Genomic DNA, 23,266 nt, shown 5'->3' with positions numbered 1-23,266 from the left:
CGTCACGCGTTCGGGTCGGCGCGGACGTGTTCGGGTTTGATCGGTTCGGCCAGCGACGCGTACGTGTCCGGGCGACGGGTCGACAGGAACGGGAACAGGTCGATCCAGTCCTTGCCCTGGGCCAGGTCGAGATCGGCGACCAGGACGGCCTCGGTGTCGCGCGGTGCTTGGACCAGGACGCGACCGTAGGGGTCGGCGATGAACGATGAGCCGTAGAAGGTGATCAAACCCTCGCTGCCGGTGCGGTTGGGCACGACGACGAACACTCCGTTGGCGATCGCGTGGCCGACGATGGTGTGTTGCCAGAGCGGCTGGGTGTCGAACTCGGGGTGATCCGGCTCTGATCCGATCGCGGTCGGGTACGCCAGCAACTGCGCTCCACCGAGGGCGTAGGAGCGTGCGACCTCGGGGAACCACTCGTCCCAGCAGGTCGGCATGCCGAGCTTCACCGACGGATCGTCAAGTGTGACAACGGGATAGGCATTGTCCGATGGTCCCGGACGGAAGTACTTGTCCTCGTAGTAGCCCGCGGTGACCGGGATGTGCGTCTTACGGGTGCGGGCGACGAGTTCGCCGTCGGGGGAAACGAGGATCGCGGTGTTCAGGCCGCGGCCGTCCGCCTCGGGCGCCTTCTCGAACAGCGAGGCGTGCACATATACGCCGAAGTCCTTCGCCGCCTTCGCCGCGAAAGTGAAGGTCGGGCCGTCGCCGAGGCTTTCTGCGGTCTGGTCCGGCGCACCTTCGGGCAGGGTGTCGGCCGGGTAGCGAGAAAGAGTCAGTTCGGCAAGGAACACGACCTGGGCGCCCGCCTTCGCCGCCTGCTCGATGCCGCCCCGCAACGCCTGCTGCAGTTCGCCTGCGTCCTCGCGCCAGTGGTGCTGCACCAGGGCGACACGCACGGGTGCGGCGGCGGGTTCGTCGACACGGGCGAGGGAGACTGGCACCTCGGATGCTGTGATCAACTGCATGGTCCGAGAGTATGGCCGACGCCTGCCGGAACTTTCACATCGAAGCTTTGCGAGACTTGTCGAATGCGGATGAGCGAGTTCTGGCAAATGGTCGAGGAGGAGTTCGGCGACGGTTACGGTCGCGTCCTGGTCGACTCGCATGTGCTCGGCGAACTCGGCTACCGCACCGGCGCGGACGCGCTCGCCGACGGTACGCACCCCAAACATGTCTGGCGGGCGCTGTGCATCGAGATGGACGTGCCGAAGGAGCGCTGGCTCGGCCGCGACAAACCGATCCGTGAGGGTGGCCGCGCCGACTGAGTGGACTGCTTCGTCCGCAGCCGGCCGCGCGACACGCGGGAACCATCTTCGTACGCGTGTTCGACCTCGTGGCGTAGGGTTGTCCACAGGTGCCGATCCAAGGTCACTTCGTCCACAGGCGTGCGGATGGGAGCGGTGGTTGTCGGTGGTGCCACCTAGCGTCTGACCTCATCCGAACACACACGCAGGTTCCGGACGGTCGCCGGTAGGCGCGTTCACCACGAGATTCAATGAGGAGCACCGCTCATGGCAGCAGCAACAGGCACCCGGCTCGACCCCACCGACAACTCGCACAAGATCAAGTCGCTCGACGCCGTCATGGCCCAGATCGAGAAGGCCCACGGCAAGGGCTCGGTCATGCGCCTCGGCGACGACATCCGTCCGCCGATCGAGGTCATCCCGACCGGTTCGATCGCACTCGATGTCGCGCTCGGCATCGGCGGTCTGCCCCGCGGTCGCGTGGTGGAGGTCTACGGCCCGGAGTCCTCCGGTAAGACGACGGTCGCGCTGCACGCGGTGGCGAACGCGCAGAAGAACGGCGGTATCGCCGCCTTCATCGACGCCGAGCACGCGCTCGACCCCGAGTACGCCAAGAAGCTCGGCGTCGACATCGACTCGCTCCTGGTCAGCCAGCCCGACACCGGTGAGCAGGCGCTTGAGATCGCCGACATGCTGATCCGCTCCGGTTCGCTCGACATCATCGTCATCGACTCCGTCGCGGCGCTCGTGCCGCGCGCCGAGATCGAGGGCGAGATGGGCGACAGCCACGTGGGTCTGCAGGCCCGCCTGATGAGCCAAGCGCTGCGCAAGATCACCGGTGCCCTCAACAACACCGGCACCACCGCGATCTTCATCAACCAGTTGCGCGAGAAGATCGGCGTCATGTTCGGCTCGCCCGAGACCACCACGGGTGGAAAGGCGCTGAAGTTCTACGCGTCCGTTCGCCTCGACGTGCGTCGCATCGAGACCCTGAAGGACGGCACGGACGCAGTCGGTAACCGCACGCGCGTCAAGGTCGTCAAGAACAAGGTGTCGCCGCCGTTCAAGCAGGCCGAGTTCGACATCCTCTACGGCCAGGGCATTTCCCGAGAGGGTGGGCTGATCGACATGGGTGTCGAGCAGGGCTTCGTCCGCAAGGCCGGCGCCTGGTACACCTACGACGGTGACCAGTTGGGGCAGGGCAAGGAGAACGCTCGCAACTTCCTCAAGGACAACCCCGACATGACCGACGAGTTGGAGCGCAAGATCAAGGAGAAGCTCGGCGTCGGTCCGAGGACCGAGGAAGAAGCCGAGTCGGTTGCCGAGCCGGTCGACCTGACCGCCGGCACCGGTAAGTCCGGCAAGCCGGTGCTCAAGGACGTCTCGGTCGACTTCTGATCGGTTCGATGAATCCTTTCGACCGACAGTCGAGTCCGCCGGATTTCGTTGATCCGGCGGACTCGGCCGCATCGGTACCCGTCGATGAATCCCCTTGGGGTGAAACGTCGCCCGACGACACCGAATCGCCTGCACGCGGTCCGCGGCAACGACGAAGAGGCGGACATCGCCGGCGCGGTGCCGGCGGCGACCAGGAGCGCCGACGACAGGTGCCCGCTCCCGAACAAGACCCGGACGCCAACCCGTACGACGTCGCGAAGACGATCGTGCTGCGTCAGCTCACGATGGCCCCGCGCAGCCGGAAACAGTTGGCCGACAAGCTTGCTCAGCGCGGGTGCGACGAAGACATCGCGAACGCGGTCCTCGACCGGATGACCGAGGTAGGGCTGATCGACGACGAAGCCTACGCCCGGATGCTGGTGCGTTCGCAACAGGCCGGCCGTGGCCTCGCCAAACGTGCGCTCGCCCAGGAACTGCGCAAGAAGGGCGTGGATGACGAGATCACCCGAGCCACGTTGGACGAGGTCGATCCCGAGGAGGAGAAGGAGCGCGCCCGCGCGCTCGTCGCCAAGAAGATGCGTTCGATGCACGGGCTGGAAGCCACCGTGCAGACCAGACGGTTGGCCGGCATGCTCGCCCGCAAGGGCTACTCCTCGTCGATCTCCTGGGCAGTGATCCGTGAGGCGATCGCCACGGCGCCCGAGCATGAGCGCGACTGAGTTCGCCGGGATGCGCGCGTCGGGCACGCTCGTGTGGAGAACTCGAACGCGACCGAGGGAACGCCTCTAACCTCGCGCCATGCGAGTCCGGAACCCCAGCGCCTGGATCTGTTCGGCGGTGGCCACACCGACGCTGGGATTCGGCCCCACCCCGCTGACGCCGTACCCTTGATCGGTCATGACGAACGCGGCGAAGACCTACGAAGTGCGCACCCACGGGTGCCAGATGAACGTCCACGATTCCGAACGGATCAGTGGCCTGCTGGAGTCCGCGGGCTACGTCGACGTTGCGTCGGTGTCGTCCGACACTCGTCCCGATGTCCCCGACGTCGTCGTCTTCAACACCTGCGCGGTCCGTGAGAACGCCGACAACAAGTTGTACGGATCGCTCGGCCACCTGCGTCCGTGGAAGGACATCAACCCCGACCTGCAGATCGCCGTCGGTGGTTGTCTGGCCCAGAAGGATCGTGCCTCCATCGTCGATCGCGCGCCCTGGGTGGACGTGGTCTTCGGCACCCATAACGTCGGCGCGCTGCCGGTGCTGTTGGAACGCGCCCGGCACAACGCTGAGGCCCAGGTCGAGATCCTCGAATCGCTCGAGACCTTCCCCTCCACGTTGCCGACACGCCGCGATTCCGCGTACAGCGGTTGGGTGTCGATCTCGGTCGGCTGCAACAACACCTGCACCTTCTGCATCGTCCCTGCCCTGCGCGGCAAGGAAAAGGACCGCCGTCCGGGCGAGATCCTCGCCGAGATCCAGGCGCTGGTAGATCAGGGGGTCGTCGAGATCACCCTGCTCGGGCAGAACGTCAACAGCTATGGCGTGGAATTCGGTGACCGTCAGGCGTTCAGCAAGTTGCTGCGTTCCTGCGGCGACATCGAAGGGCTCGAGCGAGTGCGGTTCACCTCACCGCACCCGGCGGCCTTCACCGACGACGTCATCGATGCAATGGCCGAGACCCCGAATGTCATGCCGTCGTTGCATATGCCGCTCCAGTCGGGTTCGGACAAGGTGCTGCGTGAGATGAAGCGCTCGTACCGATCGGCGAAGTTCCTCGGCATCCTCGACCGGGTGCGCGACCGCATCCCACACGCTGCCATCACCACCGACATCATCGTCGGGTTCCCGGGCGAGACCGAGGCCGACTTCGAGGAGACGATGCGCGTCGTCCGCGAGGCCCGCTTTTCCTCGGCGTTCACCTTCCAGTACTCCATCCGGCCCGGCACGCCGGCTGCGACGATGCCCGAACAACTTCCGAAAGCCGTTGTGCAGCAACGGTTCGACCGGTTGCTGCAGTTGCAGGAGGAGATCTCCTGGGCCGAGAACCGCAAGATCGAGGGCCGCACCATCGAGGTGCTCGTCGCGCCGACCGAGGGACGCCGCGACAGCCGGACCGGGCGCATGTCCGGTCGCGCGGAGGACAACCGCCTCGTCCACTTCGCAGTGCCGACCGGGGAGGGCGCCGAGCTGCCGCGTCCGGGCGACTTCGCCACCGTCGACGTGACCTACGGTGCCGGGCACCACCTGATCGCCGACGGTGTGCTGGGCGGCGGAACGTTTTCCGTCCGCCGCTCCCGAGGAGGTGACGCGTGGGAGGCGTTGCAGGAAGGCAAGGCCGACGGCGCGACCGTCAAGCCCAAGGTCGCACTCGGCATGCCCTCGATCGGACAACCCGCACCCGTGCAGGTTCCTGCCTGCGGTATCGACTGACCCTTCGGGTTGTCGGTGCCGTACGGCACGGTGAGATACATGACTACTCCGAAGATCACCTTCCGCACCGTCGCCATCGACACTCCTGACCCGAACAAGCTCGCTCGGTTCTACTGCGATCTGACCGGCGGGAAGATTCTGCGGGCCGACGACGAATGGGTCGAGACCGAGCACAATGACGGCCACCGGCTGTCCTTCCAGCTCGCTACCGACTTCGTCGCCCCCACCTGGCCCGACCCGAAGGTGCCGCAGCAGATGCACCCCGACTTCTACGCCTGCGAGTACGGCCCCGCACACGAGCACGCGCTGTCGCTCGGGGCGAAGCTGCTCGAGGACGAATCGGGCCACGAAGGCTTCCGCGTGTACGCCGACCCGGACGGGCATCCGTTCTGCATCTGCCTCGACGGTTGACCCACCGCACCGCGACTCGACCCGTCCGCCGATGTCGCACCCACGAGGTGGACACTGGCAGGCGTGAGTTTTCAGGGGTACCGGCGCGGCGACGTCGGCTACCGCAACATCACCCTGGCTCTGTTCGCGGCCGGCATGGCGACCTTCGTGGCGATGTACTCGGCTCAGGCCGTCCTGCCGGAACTGTCGGACGAATTCTCCGTCGGCCCGGCGACCTCCGCTCTCGCGATCTCGGCCACCACCGGGTTGTTGGCGCTCGCGATCATCCCGGCCAGTGCGCTGTCCGAACGATTCGGACGCGTCCGGGTGATGGCCTTCGCAGCGCTGGCCTCCGCGCTGCTCGGATGCCTCATGCCGCTGGCAGCTTCGATGGAAGTCCTGTTGCTGCTGCGCGGCTTGCAAGGCCTGTGCCTCGCCGGGGTGCCCGCCACCGCGATGGCCTACCTCGCAGAGGAGGTCGACGCCGAACATCTCGGTAGCGCGATGGGGCGCTACATCGCCGGCACCACTGTCGGCGGTCTCAGCGGACGGGTGCTGGCCGCTCTCGTGTTGGACCACGCGAGTTGGCGATGGGCGCTCGAAGCAGCCGGTATCGCGGCCCTCGCGTTCACCGGGCTGTTCCTGTGGCGGGCGCCGGCGTCCCGGTTCTTCGTGCCACAACCTGTCGGTCTACGCGCGACCACTACGAATGTTGTCGGCCACCTGCACAACGCCCGCCTCGTCGCGTTGTACGTGACGGCGTTTCTGCTGATGGGTGGATTCGTCGCGGTCTACAACATGATCGGATTCCGTTTGAGCGCAGCGCCGTTCGGACTGCCGCAGTCCGCCGTCGGGCTGGTGTTCCTGCTCTATCTGGCGGGTACGGTCTCGTCGGCCGCCGCGGGACGATTGGCCGACCGTTTCGGGCGCAAGACCGTCCTCGTCGTCGCTGAGCTGGTGGCGGTGATCGGACTACTGATCACGCTGCCGGCGAACCTGCCCGCCGTACTCGGGGGAGTCCTGCTGTTCACAGCAGGCTTCTTCGCAGCGCACTCGGTGGCCAGCGGTTGGGTCGGCGCAACCGCCGACGCACACCGCGCCGAGGCGAGCGCGCTCTATCTGTTCGCCTACTATCTCGGGAGTTCGGTGCTCGGCGCTCTGGCCGGTCTGTGGTTCGCGGCCGACGGCTGGGCGGGCGTCGTCGTCTACGTCGGCGTGCTGTTCGCGCTGGCGCTTGCACTGGCCGTGAACATTCCGTTGCTGCGAAGGCGACGCGCGGCTACTCGTGCGTCGGGCGTATCCTGATCCGCATGTCGAACACTTTCGCCCAGGGGTGGTGGCCGTCCTCCTAGGCGGCCGCGTCGACATACCCACTTCATTCGCGCCGCCTCGCACGAGGCGGCGTTTCGCATGCGCGAGCGTCTCGACGGGCGGGGCGGCTGTTTCGATCAGGAGCAGAACCATGTCAGACGAATCCTTCGAGGCCGCCCGGGTCCGCAGCAACACGGTGCAGGCGGTGATCGACGGTCCCGACTCACCGGCCCGCCGAAAGCTGCGGGTGCTCACCGGTGACCGACCGACGGGCCCGCTGCACGTCGGTCACTACCTCGCCAGCATCCGCAACCGGGTCGAGTTGCAGGACAAGGGAATCGACTCCTTCGTCATCATCGCCGACTACCAGGTGATCACCGACCGGGACGCCGTCGGTGAGTTGGGGACGAACGTCTTCGGCTGCGTCCTGGACTACCTCGCCGCCGGCATCGATCCGGCACGGACGACTATCTTCACCCACTCCGCGGTGCCTGCGCTCAACCAACTCATGCTGCCGTTCCTGTCGTTGGTGACCGACGGCGAACTTCGCCGGAACCCGACGGTGAAGGACGAACTCGCGGCCACCGACGGGCGTCCGATGTCCGGCCTGCTGTTGACCTATCCGGTGCACCAGGCGGCCGACATTCTCTTCTGCCATGGGAATGTGGTGCCGATCGGCAAGGACAACCTGCCGCACGTCGAGCAGACCCGGGTGATCGCACGTCGCTTCAACAACCGGTACGCCGGTGGCGAGACGGTGTTCGCCGAGCCGGACGCTCTGCTCACCGAATCGCCGCTGTTGCTCGGGCTGGACGGCACCAAGATGAGCAAGTCGAAAGGCAACACGATCACCCTCGCGATGACGGCGGACCAAACCGCTGCCGCCGTCCGGAAGGCACGCACCGATTCCGAGCGGGTGATCACCTACGAACCTGATCGCCGTCCCCAGGTTGCTTCGTTGTTGGAGATCGCCGCAGGGTTCGACGGTCGTGCGCCCGGTGAGCTCGCTGCGCAGATCGGGGACGCAGGTGCAGCCGGGCTGAAGAAGCTCGTCACCGATGCGGTCAACGAAGGACTTCGCGACCACCGTTCGCGCCGAGCCGAGTTGGCTGCCGATCCCGCGTACCTGCACACCGTGTTGCGTCAGGGGAACGAACAAGCGAACGCGGTGGCAGATGCCACGCTCGCGACGGTCCGTGCAGTGATGCGGATGAACTACTGACGGGTGCTCGGGTCCTCGCTCAGGAGTATGCGCGCAGTGCGTCCGCGATCATCCGATGACCCTGGGCTTCGAAGCCCTCGTCACGTACCTGGAAGGCCCAGGCGGCCGTGCCGATCGCCTCACGGATCAGCATGCGGTGCCACGCGTCCGGCTCGCGTGGATCGCCGCCGTACCCGTCGAGAAACGCGGTTTCGAGATCGCGACGCCCGACGAACTGCTGGGTCGCCAAGCGTGCGAAATCGCTTGCGGCAGGACGGTGCTCGGCGCGTCCGAAGTCGATGATCCGGATCGTGCTCTCGTCGTCCAGCCAGTTGCGCGGCTGCCAGTCACCGTGCGTCGGGACGAGGGTCACCGGGGGAGTCGGCCACGACGCAATGACTTCCCGCAGCCTTGTCTCGGTGATGGGCTCGATGCGGTGCGGCTTGTCGAGCCAGGCGAGGGCCTTCTTCCGCAGTGCTTCTTCGTATCCGATGTCGACCTGTGAAGTGCTGGAATGGATGCGGGCAAGGAGCGCGCCGGCCTGCCGGTAGGTCTCGGGCTCCGATTCGCTCGCCGTGTTCTCGACGAGTTGTCCGGGAAGGTATTGGGTCACGAGCAGGCGTGCGTCGGCGTCCTCGTGGAGCAGCACGGGCGCGTGACCTGTCGACGCGAGCACGGGCACCCACTCGCGATGCGCTGCGATCTCTCGCACCAGGTGATGGTTGTCCTGGCCGGACGCCTTGATGATCACCCGTCGCCCGTCTGCTGTGACGCCCTCCTGGACGACGGTGTCGACCAGCCCCCAGCTGTGGTCCCGGACGATCTCGATGCCGGGGCACCATGATTCGAGGAGCAGGTGCTGTTCGGCGCTGAGGGTCGACATGTCGGCCAGCCTACGAAGCGGCCGGAAGATTGGAGAATCCGCGCACCCTCGGTGGATCCGCGCACTTTGCACCCAGTGCGTCAGGCTGTTGTGAGACAGCTGGGTGGGGAAAGGATTTCCCTGATGGTTTCTGATGAGGTGCCGTTTCGTCCGTCGCGTCATGCGGCTTTCACTGATGAGCAGCGGTGGGCTCTGCTGCTGGAGCATGACCAGTGCCTCGAGCGTGGTGCGAAGGCCGCGTTCCTGCGTAGGGTCGGTGTCACGCCGTTCTCGATCAAGAAGTGGTCGATGTGGCGGGACGCTGGCCGGTTGGTCGACCCGGCCACCAAAGAGCCAACGACGGTAGCGAGGCACGTGTTGAAATATGACGAACGCGTTGAGCTGGAACGGTTGCGGCGTGAGAACCAGCGGTTGCAACTAGAACTGGAGCAATCGCAGTCCGCGGTGGAACTGCTGGGAAAAGCTGCCGCGCTCTTGGAGGGATTGGCCAAGAGCGCGGGCCCCAACCAGGAGGAACCACCACCCCGCCCGGGGATGCCGGACTGGTTGAGAGACCCCGATACTTCGAGGTTGCCGCCGATACCGTCACGGCCCTCGGCTATGCCGGAGTGAGCATCGTCCAGGGTTGTGCCTGGCTGGGGATCGCTCGGTCGTCCTACTACCGATATCTCAATCCGCCCCCACGGATCGGGGTGGTGGTGCCCCACACGGAACGGGCGTACCCCAACCGTGTCACCGCTGCCGAGGCGAAGGCCGTGGTGCAGGCCCTCAACACGGTCGAGTTGGCAGGGTTATCGATCCGGCAGGCACACTTCGAACTACTGGATCAGGGCGTGTACCTGTGTTCGTTGCCCTCGATGCACCGCATCATGCGTCGCGAAGGGCAGTCCAGTGATCGCCGCCGGCACACCGCGCACCGCGGGTACGGTGCACGGTCCACTCCCCGGTTGCACGCCACCGCCCCGGGACAAGTGTGGTGCTGGGACATCACCAACCTGCCCGGTCCAGGACGGATGAGTTTCAAGCTGTACTCGATGATCGATCTGTACTCGAGGTACGTGGTCGGGTACCGCGTCGAGCACGTCGAGGACCACCGGTTCACCCAGGAACTGTTCAACAACGCGTTCACCGCCCAGCAGGGCACACCGCAGGTCATCCATGCCGACAACGGTGGCGTGATGCGAGCCGGGACCGTGCGAGAACTGCTGGCCACGATGCACGTCCACGCCTCGTACTCACGCCCTCGGGTGTCGAACGACAACGCGTTCGCCGAGGCGTTGTTCAAAACGGTGAAGTACGACCTGGACTACCCCGAAGAGTTCGACTCCTTAGAACACGCGCGGCAGTGGAGTGCCGAGTTCTTCGACCGGTATAACACCCGCCACCACCACGCCGGCCTCGCCGGACACACCCCGGCCCGAGTCCACCACGGCACCTGGAGCAGTACCCACGACCAGTGGGCAACCACCAAAGCCGCCTACGCCGCCAAGCACACCGCCCGGCACCACAAACCGCCGATCACGCACATGCCCCCAGACACCGTCTGGATCAACAAACCCAACACACCCAACCCACAGCTGTCCCAAACAGCTTGATTCATTCCGTGCAAGGTGCGCGGATCACCGCAGGGTGCGCGGATTCTCGTCCCGGGGAAGGTCAGTCGCCCTTCACATTGACGATCTGCCGCAGCGTGTGCCGCACCTCCACCAGGTCGGCGGCGTCCGCCATCACCTGGTCGATGTCCTTGTACGCCTGCGGGATCTCGTCGATGAACGCGTCGGTGTCCCGGTACTCGATGCCGACCATCGCCTCCTGGAGCTGCTCCCGGGTGAAGGTCTTGCGGGCCTTGCTCCGCGAGTACTCCCTGCCGGCACCGTGCGGGGAGCTGTTGAGTGACAACGGGTTTCCCTTGCCGACCACGACGTAGGACGCGGTGCCCATGGAGCCCGGGATCAGGCCCGGACGACCCGCCTCGGCGTTGATCGCACCCTTCCGGGACAACCAGACCTGCTTGCCGAAGTGGGTCTCCTGCTCGGTGTAGTTGTGGTGGCAGTTGATGCGTTCCTGCTGCTGCACCGGCACACCCATCCAGTACTCCAGCTGGGTGATCACCCGGTCCATCATCTCCTCCCGGTTCAGCAACGCGTAGTGCTGTGCCCACCGCAACTGCCGGATGTAGGCCCAGAACTCGTCCGTGCCCTCGACCAGGTATGCAAGGTCGTTGTCCGGCAACGAGATCCACCACTTCTGCGCCAACTGCTGGGCGACCTTGATGTGGTGTGACGCGATCTTGTTGCCGACGCCCCGCGAACCCGAGTGCAGGAACAGCCAGACCCGATCCTGCTCGTCCAGGCTCACCTCGATGAAGTGGTTGCCAGAACCCAACGAGCCCAGCTGCAGGTCCCACTTGCCGGCGTACTTCGCCGGGTCGAAACCTGCGTCCGTCGCCATGGCCGCGAGCTCGTCGACCCGTGCCTGGGTGTGCTCGCGCGAGATCTTCCGGTTGACGCCGCCCGCCGACAGCGGGATCGACCGCTCGATCTGCTTCCGCAGCTTCGACAGGTCACCCGCCATGTCGGCCTTGGTGAACTGGGTCCGCACCGCGATCATGCCGCAGCCGATGTCCACACCGACCGCCGACGGGATGATCGCTGCCTGCGTCGGGATGACCGAACCGACGGTTGCTCCCCGGCCCAGGTGTGCGTCCGGCATCAGCGCGAGGTGCGGGAAGATGAAGGGCATCGACGCCGTCAGTTCTGCCTGCTCGCGCGTGTTGTCCTCCAGGATGCTTGCCCAGTTCCAGAGCCGCTCGTTGATCTTCTGCATGGTCGTACTCCCTTCGTTCTCATCCCACACTCATCAGGTGTGCGTGGGTGTGTTCTTCGTAACCGAGGATTGACGTCCGGATGCCGTCGAATGATGCATCGAATGCGAATGTTGTTGTCGGACAACGAGCAATGCCCGGTGGCGGACCACCGGGCATTGCTCGTCGTATCGACGTCAGTCGATCCTGGACGAATCATCGTCGGTGGCGCCGAACTGCTTCAGGCAGCCCGAATTGCCCTCACGCTCTTGGCGGCGAGGGCTGAGGCTCCCATCCAGGGTCAGCGCCGTGATCGACATGCCGGGAAGTCTGGGCCCGCCGTCGTGTCCTGTGCAACCGATTAATCGGCGAGTTCTAGGCTGATCGCCATGTTGCGAGCGGTACAGGTGCGCATCACCGGACGCGTCCAAGGGGTCTTCTTCCGTGCCTCCTGCGCCGAGTACGCCCGACAGCTGGGGGTGCGCGGATGGGTGCGCAATGAGCCGGACGGCACCGTGCTGGCTCACTTCGAGGGCGGCTGGAACTCGATCGAGGAGATCGTGCAGTGGTGCCGCAAAGGTCCGCGACGAGCCGACGTCACAGACGTCGAGGTGACCAAGGTGGCGCCCATCGGAGCCGACGGATTCGACGTCGACCGTGAGTGATTCAGGAAACCTGATCGCCGTCATCGGTCCGACCGCGAGCGGCAAATCGGACCTCGGCGTCGCGCTCGCCGAAAGACTCGGGGGAGAAGTTGTCAACGCCGACGCGTCACAGCTCTACCGCGGAATGGACATCGGCACGGCGAAGATGCCGCTCGAGCAGCGGCGCGGAGTGCCGCACCACCAGCTGGACGTCCTGGAGGTGACCGAGGAGGCGAGTGTCGCTGCCTATCAACGTGATTCCCGGCGTGACATCGACAGCATCCTCGATCGCGGACATGTCCCCGTGCTGGTAGGCGGCACCGGGCTCTACGTCCGTGCGGCGCTCGACGTCCTCGACATCCCACCCACCGACCCCGGGGTACGGGAACACTTCGAGCGGCGGGTCGCTACCGAGGGGATTCTGGCGCTGTACTCCCTACTGAGACAACGGGATCCGAATGCAGCGGCCAACATCCTGCCGAGCAACGAGCGCCGTGTGATCCGTGCTCTGGAGGTCATCGAGCTGACCGGTCGCCCGTTCAGCGCGACCATGCCGAGGCGCGAATTTCTCCGTCCCACAGTGATGCTCGGACTCGATGCCGATCGCGGCGTGCTCGACCAGCGCATCGACCGGCGCACGAGGGGGATGTGGGACGAGGGTCTGGTCGACGAGGTGCGAGCACTCGACGCAACAGGGCTCCGGAACGGACGGACCGCGAGCCGGGCGATCGGATACGCGCAGGTGTTGCGGCAACTCGACGCCGAACTCACCGAGGCTGAAGCGATCGAGGACACCGCACGTGCCACCAAGCGACTGGCCCGGCGGCAGTTCTCCTGGTTCCGGCCCGACCCGAGGATCACCTGGTTGCCGCACGACGCGTCCGACCTGGTGGACTGTGCGCTCGAGGTGATCGCGTCCTCGCGCACAATGGACGCGTGACCACCATCGACTTCGTCAAGGGCCACGGCACGCAGAACGACTTCGTTCTCGTGCCCGATCACGAGGGACGCCTCGACCTCACCCCGCAGGAGGTGACCTTCCTGGCCGATCGCCGGGCCGGCATCGGTGGCGACGGAGTGATCCGGGTTGCTCCGATCGGGGCGGCACCCGACGACGTCCGCGAGCAGTGCCCGGACGCGCGATGGTTCATGGACTACCGCAACAGCGACGGCTCGGTCGCGGAGATGTGCGGCAACGGCACCCGTGTTTTTGCGCGGTACCTGGTCGACGCCGGCCTCGAACGCGCGGATGTCTTCGAGATCGCGACGCGGGCCGGTCAGAAGCGGATCACCCGGTTCGGTGACGGTTTCGCCACCGACCTCGGGCCGTGGCGCTTGTCGCGGGAGGTCGAGGCCCAGGAGCGTGGAATGGATTCCGTGGTCCAGGTGCACGGGGCACCCGACCCGCTGCCCGCGCTCAGCCTCGACCTCGGCAACCCGCACACCGTGGTCGCGCTCCCGCCGTCCATCGACCTCGGCGCCCTTGACCTGACCCGTGCTCCGCAGGTCGACCCGCACCCCGAGCACGGCACGAACGTCGAGTTCGTCCGCGCGATCGAACACGCCCACATCTCCATGCGGGTGCACGAACGCGGTGTGGGCGAGACGCTGAGCTGTGGCACCGGCGCAGCTGCTGCGGCGCTCGCGATCTGGTGGTGGGGCGGTCGTCCGTCCGATCAACTCGACTGGCTCGTGGATGTACCGGGAGGACGTCTCGGCGTCCAGATCGCGGGTGATCGGGTGGCGCTGTCCGGACCCGCCGTTCTTGTCGCCCTCGGCACCGTCGAGCTGCCGGACCCGGTCGGGGTCAGTGACGGTGCGTGACGCGCAGGATCCGGAAGCCCCGGACGCTGGTGAACCGATCGGCGACCAAGCCGTCGAGGTTCTCGTTCAGCCATTTCTGCAATGAGTCCGAACCGAGGTTGCGCTGCACCACCAGATAGGCCTCGCCGTCGTCCGACAGTCGCGGCAACCAGGCGCGCAACAGGTCGTGCAACACCGCCTTGCCGACCCGGATCGGCGGGTTCGACCAGATCAGATCGAACCGGACGTCCGCCGGCACCTCGTCCGCAGTGGACACCCGAATGTTCCTTAGCCCCAACGATTCTGCGTTGAGTCGAGCCAGATCCATCGCACGCTCGTTCACGTCCACCGCATGCACGATCGCGGCCGGCGAATACAACCCCAGGCTCAGAGCCATCGGTCCCCAACCGCACCCGAGGTCGAGGAAAGTGCCGGACGCCGGGGGCTGCGGAGCGTGCTGCAGCAGCACCGAGGTGCCTTGGTCGATCCGGTCGGGCGAGAAGATTCCCGGCGCAACCTGGACGGCGTGTGTCGAACCCGCCAACGGGACGTTGATCGTCCTGCGCTCGTCAGCGCTGGCGGGTTCGGCGCTGAAGTAGTGATCGGTGCCTGACATCGGTCCCAACCTATCGGCGGGGTAGCGATGTGCATCCGGACGCCTGACATTTGGCATAAAGAACTCGCTCGAACGGTTGAAGCTTGCGACACTGAGGGGAACATGACTTCGCAACACGATTTCTTCAACCGCCGCGCCGATGCGCTCGCCGACTCCGAGTTCGACGTCCAGTACGACCAGGACGGCTTCTTGCTGGAGGACGGCACCGAGCACCGCGACGGCGACCAACTCGACCGCGCCGAACGTGCGGCCCTTCGCCGTGTGGAGGGCCTGTCGACCGAACTGCAGGACGTCACCGAGGTCGAGTACCGCCAGCTGCGTCTGGAGCGCGTGGTGCTCGCCGGCGTCTGGACCGAGGGAACCGTCGAGGACGCCGACAACTCGATGCGTGAACTCGCCGCCCTCGCCGAGACCGCGGGTTCGACCGTGCTCGCCGGTGTGATGCAGCGTCGCAGCAAGCCCGACCCGAGCACCTGGATGGGATCGGGCAAGGCCGCCGACCTGCGCGCGATCGTCATCGCCGAGGGCGCCGACACCGTCATCGCCGACGGTGAGCTCAGCCCCGGCCAGCGGCGTGCCCTGGAGGACGTCGTCAAGGTGAAGGTCATCGACCGCACGGCGCTGATTCTCGACATCTTCGCCCAGCACGCGAAGTCCAAGGAAGGTAAGGCGCAGGTCGAGCTCGCCCAGCTGCAGTACCTCCTGCCGCGACTTCGTGGTTGGGGTGAGTCGATGTCCCGGCAGGCGGGTGGTCAGGCCGCCGGCGGCCAGGGCATGGGTTCGCGAGGCCCGGGTGAGACGAAGATCGAGCTCGACCGCCGCCGCATCAACACCCGCATCGCCAAGCTCAAGCGCGAGATCGCTTCGATGAAGACGATCCGTGACACCAAGCGCCACGGCCGCAAGGCGAACGAGGTGCCGTCGGTCGCGATCGCCGGTTACACCAACGCCGGCAAGTCCTCGATCCTCAACCGGCTCACCGGTGCCGGCGTCCTGGTGCAGAACCAGCTGTTCGCCACCCTCGACCCGACCGTGCGTCGCAGCGAGACCGCCGACGGACGTCCGTACACCCTCGCCGACACCGTCGGATTCGTGCGCAACCTGCCGCACCAACTCGTGGAGGCGTTCCGTTCGACGCTGGAGGAGGTCGGCGAGTCCGACCTGCTGTTGCACGTCGTCGACGGGTCACACCCCGACCCGCAGGCGCAGATCTCCGCGGTGCGTGAGGTGCTTGCCGAGGTGGGCGCGACCGACGTCAAGGAGGTCGTGGTCGTCAACAAGTCGGACGTCGCCGACCCCGAGGTGGTCGACCGGCTGTTGCGCTCGGAGAAGTACGCGATCGCGGTGTCCGCTCACACCGGCGCCGGGTTCGCCGAGTTGCTCGAACTCATCGATCGTGAGTTGCCGCGCCCGCAGATCCGGGTCGAGGTGCTGCTGCCCTACTACCGCGGCGACCTGCTGAGCCGGTTGCACGACGAGGCCGACGTGATCAGCAGCGAGCACACCGGCGAGGGCACCCACGTGCACGCGAAGGTGAACCCTTCGCTGGAGTCGGCGCTCGAGGAGTACCTCGTCCGGGTGGCTGCCGAGTAAGAGGCCTGCCACCGGTAGGCCACAATGGCGAACCATGCAGCGATTCATGCTCCACAGCAAGATCCACCGTGCGACGGTCACCCAGGCCGACCTGCACTACGTGGGTTCGTTGACGATCGACCGTGACCTGATGGACGCGGCCGACCTCCTTCCGGGTCAGCAGGTCGATGTCGTCGACGTCGACAACGGCAACCGCCTCACCACGTACGCGATCGAGGGTGAGCGGGGCACCGGCATCCTGTGCATCAACGGTGCCGCGGCCCGCTTGATCAGTCCGGGCGACACCGTGATCGTCATCGCGTACGCCGCGATGGACGACGCCGAGGCCCGTTCGTTCGAGCCGAATGTCGTGTTCGTCGACAAGCAGAACCGCATCGTGCAGGTCGATCATGACCCGGGCGACGTGCCGGAGGGCTTCGGACTGTCGACCTCTGCGGTCACCCACCGCTGACCTTCCTCGACATCCCCATGCACACCCCCACGGACGCGCCCATGCACACCCCCACGGACGCGCCCGGTGTTTCCACAACCGGCGCGTCCGATGTCGTCCGCACCGGACACCAGACCTAGGCTTGCAGGATGCCGGCCTCCAATTCGACGTCCTCCTCGAGCTCGATCGATTCGTTGATGGAGGCCGCAGTCGCGGCTGTGGGTGGAGCGCCCCGTCCGGGGCAGCAGCAGATGACCGAAGCGGTCGCCAAGGCGTTCGACGACGAGCATCACCTGCTCGTCCAGGCCGGCACCGGCACCGGTAAGTCGCTGGCCTATCTCGTGCCGTCCATCGTGCACGCCAACGCGACCGGCAAGCCCGTCATCGTCGCCACCGCGACGCTCGCGTTGCAGGCGCAGATCGTCGGGCGCGACCTGCCGGTGCTCGCCGAAGCCCTGCGTCCGGTGCTCGGCCGGCGCCCCACCTACGGACTGGTCAAGGGGCGCCGCAACTACCTGTGCCAACACAAGCTCGTCGGTGGTTACCCCGACGACGAAGAAGACAGCCTGTTCAGCACCGGTGCGGTCGACCAGCAACTCGGACGCCTGGAGAAGGAGATCGTCCGACTGCGTGAATGGGCCGGCGAGACCGACACCGGTGACCGCGACGATCTCGTGCCAGGCGTCAGCGAACGCGCTTGGCGTCAGGTGTCGGTCACGGCCCACGAATGCCTCGGATCGACCTGCCCGATGGTGCAGGAGTGCTTCGTGGAGAAGGCCCGCGCCGAGGCCAGGGACGTCGATGTCGTCGTCACCAACCACAGCTTCATGGCGATCGACTCCTTCGAGGGCCGCCAGATGCTGCCCGAACACGACGCGCTGGTCGTCGACGAGGCGCACGAACTCGTCGACCGGGTCACCTCCACCATCACCGACGAACTAACCGCGGGCATGGTGGCGAGCGCGGCGAAGAAGGCTGCCCGGTACGCCGACACCCAGGAGCTCGCCGACACCGGCGTCTTCCTCGGGGAGTCCTCGATCAGCTGGCCGAGGGACGTCTGCTCGGGCTGCCCGACAACCTGGCGCTCGCCGTCCAGCGCGTGCACGACAGCGCACGCAGCCTGTCCTCCGACCTCAAGCCCGACAAGCCGGCCGACAACGACGGCCCCCGACAGATGGCACGGGCCGCGGTCGACGAAGTGCTGGAGAACGCCGCACGCCTGCTCGAAGCACGTGAACTCGACGTCGCCTGGATCAGCCGCAGCGAGTACCGCGGCTCGGCACTCAATGTCGCACCGATGAGTGTGGCGATGCTGGTGCGCGACAAGATCTTCGGCGATCGCACGGTCGTGATGACCTCGGCCACGCTCGAACTCGGTGGATCCTTCGACTCAGTGGCCGGCACGCTCGGCCTGCGTGGTGAGGGTTCACCGGCCTGGGAGGGTCTGGACGTCGGCTCGCCGTTCGACTACCCGCAGCAGGCCATTGCCTACGTCGCCAAACACCTGCCGCCGCCCGGCCGCGACGGCACCTCCGACCAAGCGATTGACGAGATCGAGACCCTCATCCGGGCCGCCGGTGGACGCACGCTCGGGCTGTTCTCCTCCGTGCGCGCCGCGAAGGCGGCGACCGAGGCGATGCGCGAACGGTTCGGCGACGAGTTTCCGGTCCTGTGCCAGGGCGACGATCAGATGGGCACGCTCGTCAAACAGTTCGCCGCCGATCCGAAGACCTGCCTGTTCGGCACTCTCACCCTCTGGCAGGGCGTCGATGTGCCCGGTTCGGCCTGCCAACTGGTGATCATCGACCGAATCCCGTTCCCGCGTCCGGACGATCCGATCACCTCGGCGCGCTCGCAGGCGATCGCCGAACGCGGCGGCAACGGCTTCATGGCGGTGTCGGCCACCCACGCTGCCTTGCGTCTGTCACAGGGGGCCGGACGCCTGATCCGGCGCTCGAACGACCGCGGCGTGGTCGCGTTCCTGGACAACCGAATGGTCACTGCGCGGTACGCGGGCTTCCTGCAGAAGTCCCTCCCGCCGTTCTGGCCGACGACCGACCGCGACCTCGTGCTGCGTGCGCTCAAGCGACTGGACGAAACCGCCGACGCTCCGGTGGCGCCGGCGAAGAAGCCTGTGCCGCCTGCCGCCTCCAAGCCCGACGTTCAGGAGCGCTTCGACGCCGAAGCCGGTCGGGTTACGTCCACCGACGCCGGCGACTACGACGAACTCGTGTTCACCGATGACGAACCGGCCGACGCCGTGGAGACCCCGGAACGGCAGGCCGCCGAGGAACACCCGGCGCCCGAACCGCTGCCGGCGGTGCCGGCCGAGACCGATGTCGTCGTCGAACCGGCCCCTGCTCAGGGCGGGGAATGGACCAGCGACGACGACGAAGAGTTGTCGGACGGTGTCTCACTCGGCCTCGATGTCGATGAACTGGCCGACCATCTCGACCGGCCGGTGGCCGAGGTCGAGGCACGCCTGAAGAAGCTGAACCTCGGCTGACGACCAGCCGTCGGTCAGCGCAGGACGACGGTGCTCGAGCCGTTGAGGAACACCCGGTGCTCGGCGTGCCAGGTGAGAGCGCGCGCCAAGACCTGCGTCTCGACGTCCCGACCGGCCACGACCATGTGGTCGGGGGAGTAGGTGTGGTCGATGCGGGCCACGTCCTGCTCGATGATCGGGCCCTCGTCCAGATCCGGCGTCACGTAGTGCGCGGTCGCACCGATCAGCTTCACGCCGCGGTCGTGCGCCTGGTGATAAGGGCGAGCACCCTTGAAGCTGGGCAGGAACGAGTGGTGGATGTTGATCGCACGGCCCTCCAAGGTGCGGCACAGGTTGTCCGACAGCACCTGCATGTAGCGGGCGAGCACCACCAACTCGACGTCGTACTCCTGGACGAGTTCGAGGATGCGCGTCTCCGACTGCGCCTTCGTCTGCGCCGTCACCGGGATGTGGTGGAAGGGGATGTCATGGGTGGCGACGGTCTTCTGGAACGTCAGGTGGTTCGATCCCACCGCGACGATCTCGAGCGGCAACGAACCCACCTGCTGCCGGAACAACAGGTCGTTGAGGCAATGGCCGAGTTTGGACACCAGCACCAGTGCCCGGATCGGCTTACCGGCCGGCCACAGGCCCCATTCCATGCCGAATTCAGTTGCCACTGAGGTGAACCCGTCCTGCAGCGTGTCCAGTGAGTGCTTCTCGCACCGGAACACCAACCGGATGAAGAAGCGCCCGGTGGACGGGTCCTCGAACTGTTGGCACTCGTTGATGTTCGCGCCCTGCTCGACGAGGTAACCGGTCATCGCGTGGACGATCCCGGGTCGGTCGACGCACGTCGCGGTGAGGACGAAGTCGGACGGGTCGGACGGGTGGGTGCCCACAGTTGCTCCTACGGAAGGGTGAAGCCCCGAAGATAGGTCATCGCAGCGGTGAGGACGGTGTCGGACCAGGGTGAAAGAGTGTGCCCCATGAGTTCAGTGCCCCCGCTCGTGCTGATCAGCGGCCCCGAACAACTGCTTGCCGATCGCGCCCTGCGCAGCACCATCGACCTGGTACGCGAGACCGAGCCCGACGCGGAGGTGGTGCGAATCGACGCCGCCACCTACGAGCCGGGCGAACTCATGCTGCACATCAGCCCGAGCCTGTTCGGCGGGCTGAAGATCGTGGTCGCACGCGACCTGGACGAGGCCGGCGACGAACTGATCGACGAAGTCACCGCGCTCGCGAAGGCCCCGATGGACGGCGCCGTGCTCGTCGCTATGCACAAGAGCGGAAACCGCGGCAAGCGTGCGCTGGACGCACTCAAGAAGGGCGGCGCACGGGTCATCGAGGCGCCGGCGATCAAGTCCGATCGCGACAAGGCCTCGTTCGTCAGCAACGAGTTCCGCGCTGCTCGGCGCAAGGTCACTCCCGAGGCGGTGCAGGCGCTGTTGGACGCCGTCGGCAAGGACCTCGGCGAACTCGCCGCGGCGTGCGCACAGCTGATCGCCGACACGACCGGCGTCGTCGACGAGGAGCAGGTCGACGAGTACTACGGCGGCAAGGTCGAGGCGACCGGCTTCAAGGTCGCGGAGACGGCCGTCGCCGGCAACGCGGGGGAGGCGCTGCGCCTGTTGCGGCACGCGCTCGCGTCGGGTCTCGACCCGGTCCCGATCGTCGCGGTCCTCGCCGGACAGCTGCGTCAGATCGCGAAGGTCGCCTCGGCCGGCAACGGATCGTCCGCGGCGGTCGCCCGTGACCTGAGCATGGCCCCGTGGCAGGTCGACCGTGCACGCCGGTCGGCCCGCGGCTGGGACGGCGACCGGCTCGGCCGCGCGATCCAGGCCGTCGCGGCCGCCGACTTCGACGTCAAGGGTGGCGGACGCGACCCGGTCTACGCCGTCGAGCGGGCCGTGCTGACGATCTGCCGCGAGCGAACGGCACGCTGACGACGGGTAACGGCAGGTGAGCCGCGCCCGACCCGCGATTTGAGGGGATCACCGGCAGGCGTGTAGATTTGCTTCTTGCGTGCGCGTATTGGTCGTGCGCGCTCGCAGCAGTACCAACGCACCGAACTCGCCAGGGTCGTCCCCACGCCCCATCCGTTCCGGTGCGTCGTCGCCCTCTACGACAACCATCAGACCGAACTTTAGGAAGAACTTTCGTGGCAAACATCAAGTCGCAGATGAAGCGGATCAAGACCAACGAGATCCGCACCGAGCGCAACAAGGCCTACAAGTCGGAGCTTCGCACCTGGATCCGCAAGACCCGTGAGGCCGTTGCCGCCGGTGACGCCGACAAGGCGAAGGACGCCCTCAGGACCGCCGGCCAGAAGCTGGACAAGGCCGTCTCCAAGGGTGTCATCCACAAGAACCAGGCCGCGAACAAGAAGTCGGCGCTCACCAAGCAGGTGAACAGCCTCTGATTGCGGCTCCTTCGCAGTTCAGGCCCGTAGCAGGCGCTCGGCTTCTGCTACGGGCCTGATGCGTCCCGCCGCGTGAGCCTTGCGCTGTGGTCGCCTGGGTGCCACCACTGGGAGGCAGGGCCACCGTTCGTAGCAACGAAGCCCCGCACCGAACAGGTGCGGGGCTTCTGCGTCGGTCATCCGAAAGTCCGCAGGACTCGCGGGTCAGCGCGCGGGTCCTGCGGACTCTCGGGTCAGCTGAACGGCGGGCGGGCGTCGATGGCGACCGAGCGACGTCCGGCCCAACGCCAGATACGGGCCGCGCGGTCGCGGTCCTGCTCGGTGACCAGGTTGCCCATCCAGCGCAGCGCCAGAGTCATCAGGAAATCCGAGCGCATGCCGACCGGGCCGAGCGCAGTCAACAGCTTGGGGTTGCTGAACACTCCGGCGAGCCGGCGGGCCACGGAGAACGCCTCGCCGTAGTGCTCGGTCAGCAGCGCCGGCCATGCGGTTTCGAGCGGGTCGCCGGCGACGAGCATGTCGGCGATGAAGCGACCGGTCTCCAGGCCGTAGTCGATGCCCTCGCCGTTGAGCGGGTTGATGCACGCGGCGGCGTCGCCGATGAGTGCCCAGTTCGGGCCGGCGACGTTCGACACCGCCCCGCCCATCGGCAGCAGCGCGGACGTCGGGTTTCGCAGTTCGCCGGACAGGCCGAACTCGTCGCCGATGGTGTCGGCGTACACCTTCATCAGTGGCTTGATCGCCACGTCGGCCGGACGTTTGGATGTGGCGAGGGTACCCGCACCGAGGTTGACCGAACCGTCGCCGAGCGGGAACACCCAGCCGTATCCGGACAGAATCTGGCCTTGCTCGCCACGGAGCTCGAGGTGGGAGGAGATCCACGGGTCGTCGCTCATCGTCGAGGTGACATACGAGCGGCCGGCGACGGCGTACACGGTGTCGCGGTGCCATTCGCGCCCGAGCACCTTGCCGAGCGGGGAGCGCACACCGTCTGCGACGACCAGCCGCTCGCACTCGATCTCGAAGGTGCCCTCGGCGCCGCGGAAGGTGACGGCGCGGACTCGTCCGCCGTCCAGTCGAGTGTCGATCGCCCGCGCACCCTCGACCCCGACCGCGCCTGCCTTCAGGGCGGTGGTGCGGAGGTGGTCGTCCAACTCGGTACGCGGAACGGCCGATCCGCGGTCGGGCAGACCTTCGACCTGCGGCCAAGGCAGTTCGAGCCGCTGCCCGAACCCGTGTGCCCGCAGACCCTGGTTGACGGTGTGCGCGAAAACCCAGTCGGTGAGTCCGAGACGGTGGAGTTCACCGATCGCGCGAGGGGTGAGCCCGTCACCGCAGGTCTTGTCGCGGGGGAAGACCGCCGCGTCGGCGAGGACGACGTCCAGGCCGTAACGGGCGGCCCAGGTGGCCGCAGCCGAACCGGCGGGGCCGGCCCCGACGACGAGGACATCAGTGTGTGTCGCAGCGGGCATGGCAGCGATTCTCTCAGGGCCGTCGCGCGGTGCCAATTCGGCGTCGAACCGGCAGTGCCTGCTCCCGGGGCGGCAGGTCTCGCAGCTGCGATATTCTCTGCTGCATGCATCGCCTGCTTCTGCTTCGAACGCCGC

Annotated in this window: 23 protein-coding genes and 1 pseudogene; 17 read left to right on the top strand and 7 right to left on the bottom strand. The window is 66.7% G+C overall.

What is annotated here, in order from left to right:
• Positions 1–2: 2 nt before the first annotated feature.
• Positions 3–968 carry a nitrilase-related carbon-nitrogen hydrolase gene (locus MF407_RS08980; RefSeq protein WP_239702072.1) on the bottom strand — a complete coding sequence of 322 codons (966 nt, stop codon included), beginning with the start codon at positions 966–968 and terminating at the stop codon, positions 3–5.
• A gap of 63 nt (positions 969–1,031) precedes the next feature.
• Here MF407_RS08980 and MF407_RS08975 point away from each other — a divergent pair, with 63 nt between their 5' ends.
• From MF407_RS08975 to trpS, 7 genes are all read left to right on the top strand, one after another.
• Complete coding sequence (locus MF407_RS08975) at positions 1,032–1,268, top strand: DUF3046 domain-containing protein (RefSeq protein ID WP_239702071.1); 237 nt, start codon at positions 1,032–1,034, stop codon at positions 1,266–1,268.
• 246 nt (positions 1,269–1,514) lie between these two features.
• Positions 1,515–2,645: a recombinase RecA gene (recA, locus tag MF407_RS08970; protein ID WP_239702070.1), complete on the top strand. Its 1,131-nt coding sequence runs from the start codon at positions 1,515–1,517 to the stop codon at positions 2,643–2,645.
• 209 nt (positions 2,646–2,854) lie between these two features.
• The gene (locus MF407_RS08965) at positions 2,855–3,364 is read left to right on the top strand and encodes a regulatory protein RecX (RefSeq protein ID WP_239702069.1); all 510 of its coding nucleotides are present in this window, start codon (positions 2,855–2,857) and stop codon (positions 3,362–3,364) included.
• Between the two features lie 178 nt (positions 3,365–3,542).
• Complete coding sequence (miaB, locus tag MF407_RS08960; RefSeq protein WP_129624124.1) at positions 3,543–5,075, top strand: tRNA (N6-isopentenyl adenosine(37)-C2)-methylthiotransferase MiaB; 1,533 nt, start codon at positions 3,543–3,545, stop codon at positions 5,073–5,075.
• A 39-nt stretch (positions 5,076–5,114) separates the two neighbouring features.
• On the top strand, positions 5,115–5,486 hold the full coding sequence (locus MF407_RS08955; RefSeq protein ID WP_239702068.1) for a VOC family protein: 372 nt from the start codon (positions 5,115–5,117) through the stop codon (positions 5,484–5,486).
• A 63-nt stretch (positions 5,487–5,549) separates the two neighbouring features.
• The gene (locus MF407_RS08950; protein WP_239702067.1) at positions 5,550–6,770 is read left to right on the top strand and encodes an MFS transporter; all 1,221 of its coding nucleotides are present in this window, start codon (positions 5,550–5,552) and stop codon (positions 6,768–6,770) included.
• Positions 6,771–6,927: 157 nt separating this feature from the next.
• Complete coding sequence (gene trpS, locus MF407_RS08945) at positions 6,928–7,998, top strand: tryptophan--tRNA ligase (RefSeq protein WP_239702066.1); 1,071 nt, start codon at positions 6,928–6,930, stop codon at positions 7,996–7,998.
• A 19-nt stretch (positions 7,999–8,017) separates the two neighbouring features.
• On the opposite strand, the gene MF407_RS08940 is transcribed toward trpS, so the two are convergent.
• Positions 8,018–8,860 (bottom strand): phosphotransferase, encoded by an 843-nt coding sequence (locus tag MF407_RS08940; RefSeq protein ID WP_239702065.1) that lies wholly within the window; start codon positions 8,858–8,860, stop codon positions 8,018–8,020.
• Between the two features lie 123 nt (positions 8,861–8,983).
• On the opposite strand from MF407_RS08940, the gene MF407_RS08935 reads away from it, so the two are divergent.
• Together MF407_RS08935 and MF407_RS08930 are read left to right on the top strand one after the other, a co-directional pair.
• The gene (locus MF407_RS08935) at positions 8,984–9,472 is read left to right on the top strand and encodes a hypothetical protein (RefSeq protein WP_239702064.1); all 489 of its coding nucleotides are present in this window, start codon (positions 8,984–8,986) and stop codon (positions 9,470–9,472) included.
• The gene (locus MF407_RS08930; protein WP_170221769.1) at positions 9,469–10,455 is read left to right on the top strand and encodes an IS3 family transposase; all 987 of its coding nucleotides are present in this window, start codon (positions 9,469–9,471) and stop codon (positions 10,453–10,455) included. Before MF407_RS08935 ends, MF407_RS08930 begins: the two co-directional genes overlap by 4 nt.
• 61 nt (positions 10,456–10,516) lie before the next feature.
• Here the strand turns inward: MF407_RS08930 and MF407_RS08925 are convergent, their stop codons facing one another.
• Positions 10,517–11,686, bottom strand: a complete 1,170-nt coding sequence (locus MF407_RS08925; RefSeq protein WP_239702063.1) for an RtcB family protein — start codon at positions 11,684–11,686, stop codon at positions 10,517–10,519.
• A 174-nt stretch (positions 11,687–11,860) separates the two neighbouring features.
• The gene (locus MF407_RS15605) at positions 11,861–11,983 is read right to left on the bottom strand and encodes a hypothetical protein (RefSeq protein ID WP_255407401.1); all 123 of its coding nucleotides are present in this window, start codon (positions 11,981–11,983) and stop codon (positions 11,861–11,863) included.
• 69 nt (positions 11,984–12,052) lie between these two features.
• Here MF407_RS15605 and MF407_RS08920 point away from each other — a divergent pair, with 69 nt between their 5' ends.
• From MF407_RS08920 to dapF, 3 genes are read left to right on the top strand one after another with little or no spacing between them, the layout of a single operon-like run.
• Positions 12,053–12,328, top strand: a complete 276-nt coding sequence (locus MF407_RS08920) for an acylphosphatase (RefSeq protein ID WP_129624119.1) — start codon at positions 12,053–12,055, stop codon at positions 12,326–12,328.
• Positions 12,321–13,247 carry a tRNA (adenosine(37)-N6)-dimethylallyltransferase MiaA gene (gene miaA, locus MF407_RS08915; protein WP_239702062.1) on the top strand — a complete coding sequence of 309 codons (927 nt, stop codon included), beginning with the start codon at positions 12,321–12,323 and terminating at the stop codon, positions 13,245–13,247. Before MF407_RS08920 ends, miaA begins: the two co-directional genes overlap by 8 nt.
• Complete coding sequence (gene dapF, locus MF407_RS08910; RefSeq protein WP_239702061.1) at positions 13,244–14,131, top strand: diaminopimelate epimerase; 888 nt, start codon at positions 13,244–13,246, stop codon at positions 14,129–14,131. The genes miaA and dapF overlap by 4 nt, the downstream gene beginning before the upstream one ends.
• Here the strand turns inward: dapF and MF407_RS08905 are convergent.
• Positions 14,115–14,726: a methyltransferase gene (locus tag MF407_RS08905; RefSeq protein ID WP_239702060.1), complete on the bottom strand. Its 612-nt coding sequence runs from the start codon at positions 14,724–14,726 to the stop codon at positions 14,115–14,117. The genes dapF and MF407_RS08905 overlap by 17 nt on opposite strands.
• Positions 14,727–14,828: 102 nt before the next feature.
• On the opposite strand from MF407_RS08905, the gene hflX reads away from it, so the two are divergent.
• From hflX to MF407_RS08890, 3 genes and pseudogenes are all read left to right on the top strand, one after another.
• Positions 14,829–16,319, top strand: a complete 1,491-nt coding sequence (hflX, locus tag MF407_RS08900; RefSeq protein WP_239702059.1) for a GTPase HflX — start codon at positions 14,829–14,831, stop codon at positions 16,317–16,319.
• 34 nt (positions 16,320–16,353) lie between these two features.
• Positions 16,354–16,770, top strand: coding sequence for an aspartate 1-decarboxylase (panD, locus tag MF407_RS08895; protein ID WP_239702058.1), 417 nt, complete (start codon positions 16,354–16,356; stop codon positions 16,768–16,770).
• 128 nt (positions 16,771–16,898) lie between these two features.
• Positions 16,899–19,255, top strand: a pseudogene (locus MF407_RS08890) (ATP-dependent DNA helicase).
• A gap of 14 nt (positions 19,256–19,269) precedes the next feature.
• Here the strand turns inward: MF407_RS08890 and purU are convergent.
• A complete protein-coding gene (gene purU / locus MF407_RS08885) occupies positions 19,270–20,136 on the bottom strand; it encodes a formyltetrahydrofolate deformylase (RefSeq protein ID WP_239702057.1) in 867 nt (288 codons plus the stop codon).
• 87 nt (positions 20,137–20,223) lie between these two features.
• Between purU and holA the strand changes: the two genes are divergently transcribed.
• Positions 20,224–21,183, top strand: a complete 960-nt coding sequence (holA, locus tag MF407_RS08880; RefSeq protein WP_239702056.1) for a DNA polymerase III subunit delta — start codon at positions 20,224–20,226, stop codon at positions 21,181–21,183.
• A gap of 215 nt (positions 21,184–21,398) precedes the next feature.
• On the top strand, positions 21,399–21,659 hold the full coding sequence (gene rpsT / locus MF407_RS08875) for a 30S ribosomal protein S20 (protein WP_129624111.1): 261 nt from the start codon (positions 21,399–21,401) through the stop codon (positions 21,657–21,659).
• Between the two features lie 233 nt (positions 21,660–21,892).
• Here the strand turns inward: rpsT and MF407_RS08870 are convergent, their stop codons facing one another.
• Positions 21,893–23,131 carry a geranylgeranyl reductase family protein gene (locus MF407_RS08870; RefSeq protein WP_239702055.1) on the bottom strand — a complete coding sequence of 413 codons (1,239 nt, stop codon included), beginning with the start codon at positions 23,129–23,131 and terminating at the stop codon, positions 21,893–21,895.
• Between the last annotated feature and the right edge of the window lie 135 nt (positions 23,132–23,266).

Source organism: Yimella sp. NH-Cas1 (genome assembly GCF_022359705.1).
In the GTDB taxonomy this organism is placed as follows: domain Bacteria; phylum Actinomycetota; class Actinomycetes; order Actinomycetales; family Dermatophilaceae; genus Yimella; species Yimella lutea.
Note: the sequence above shows the minus strand (reverse complement) of the source record. Positions and strands in the feature narration are given on the sequence as shown.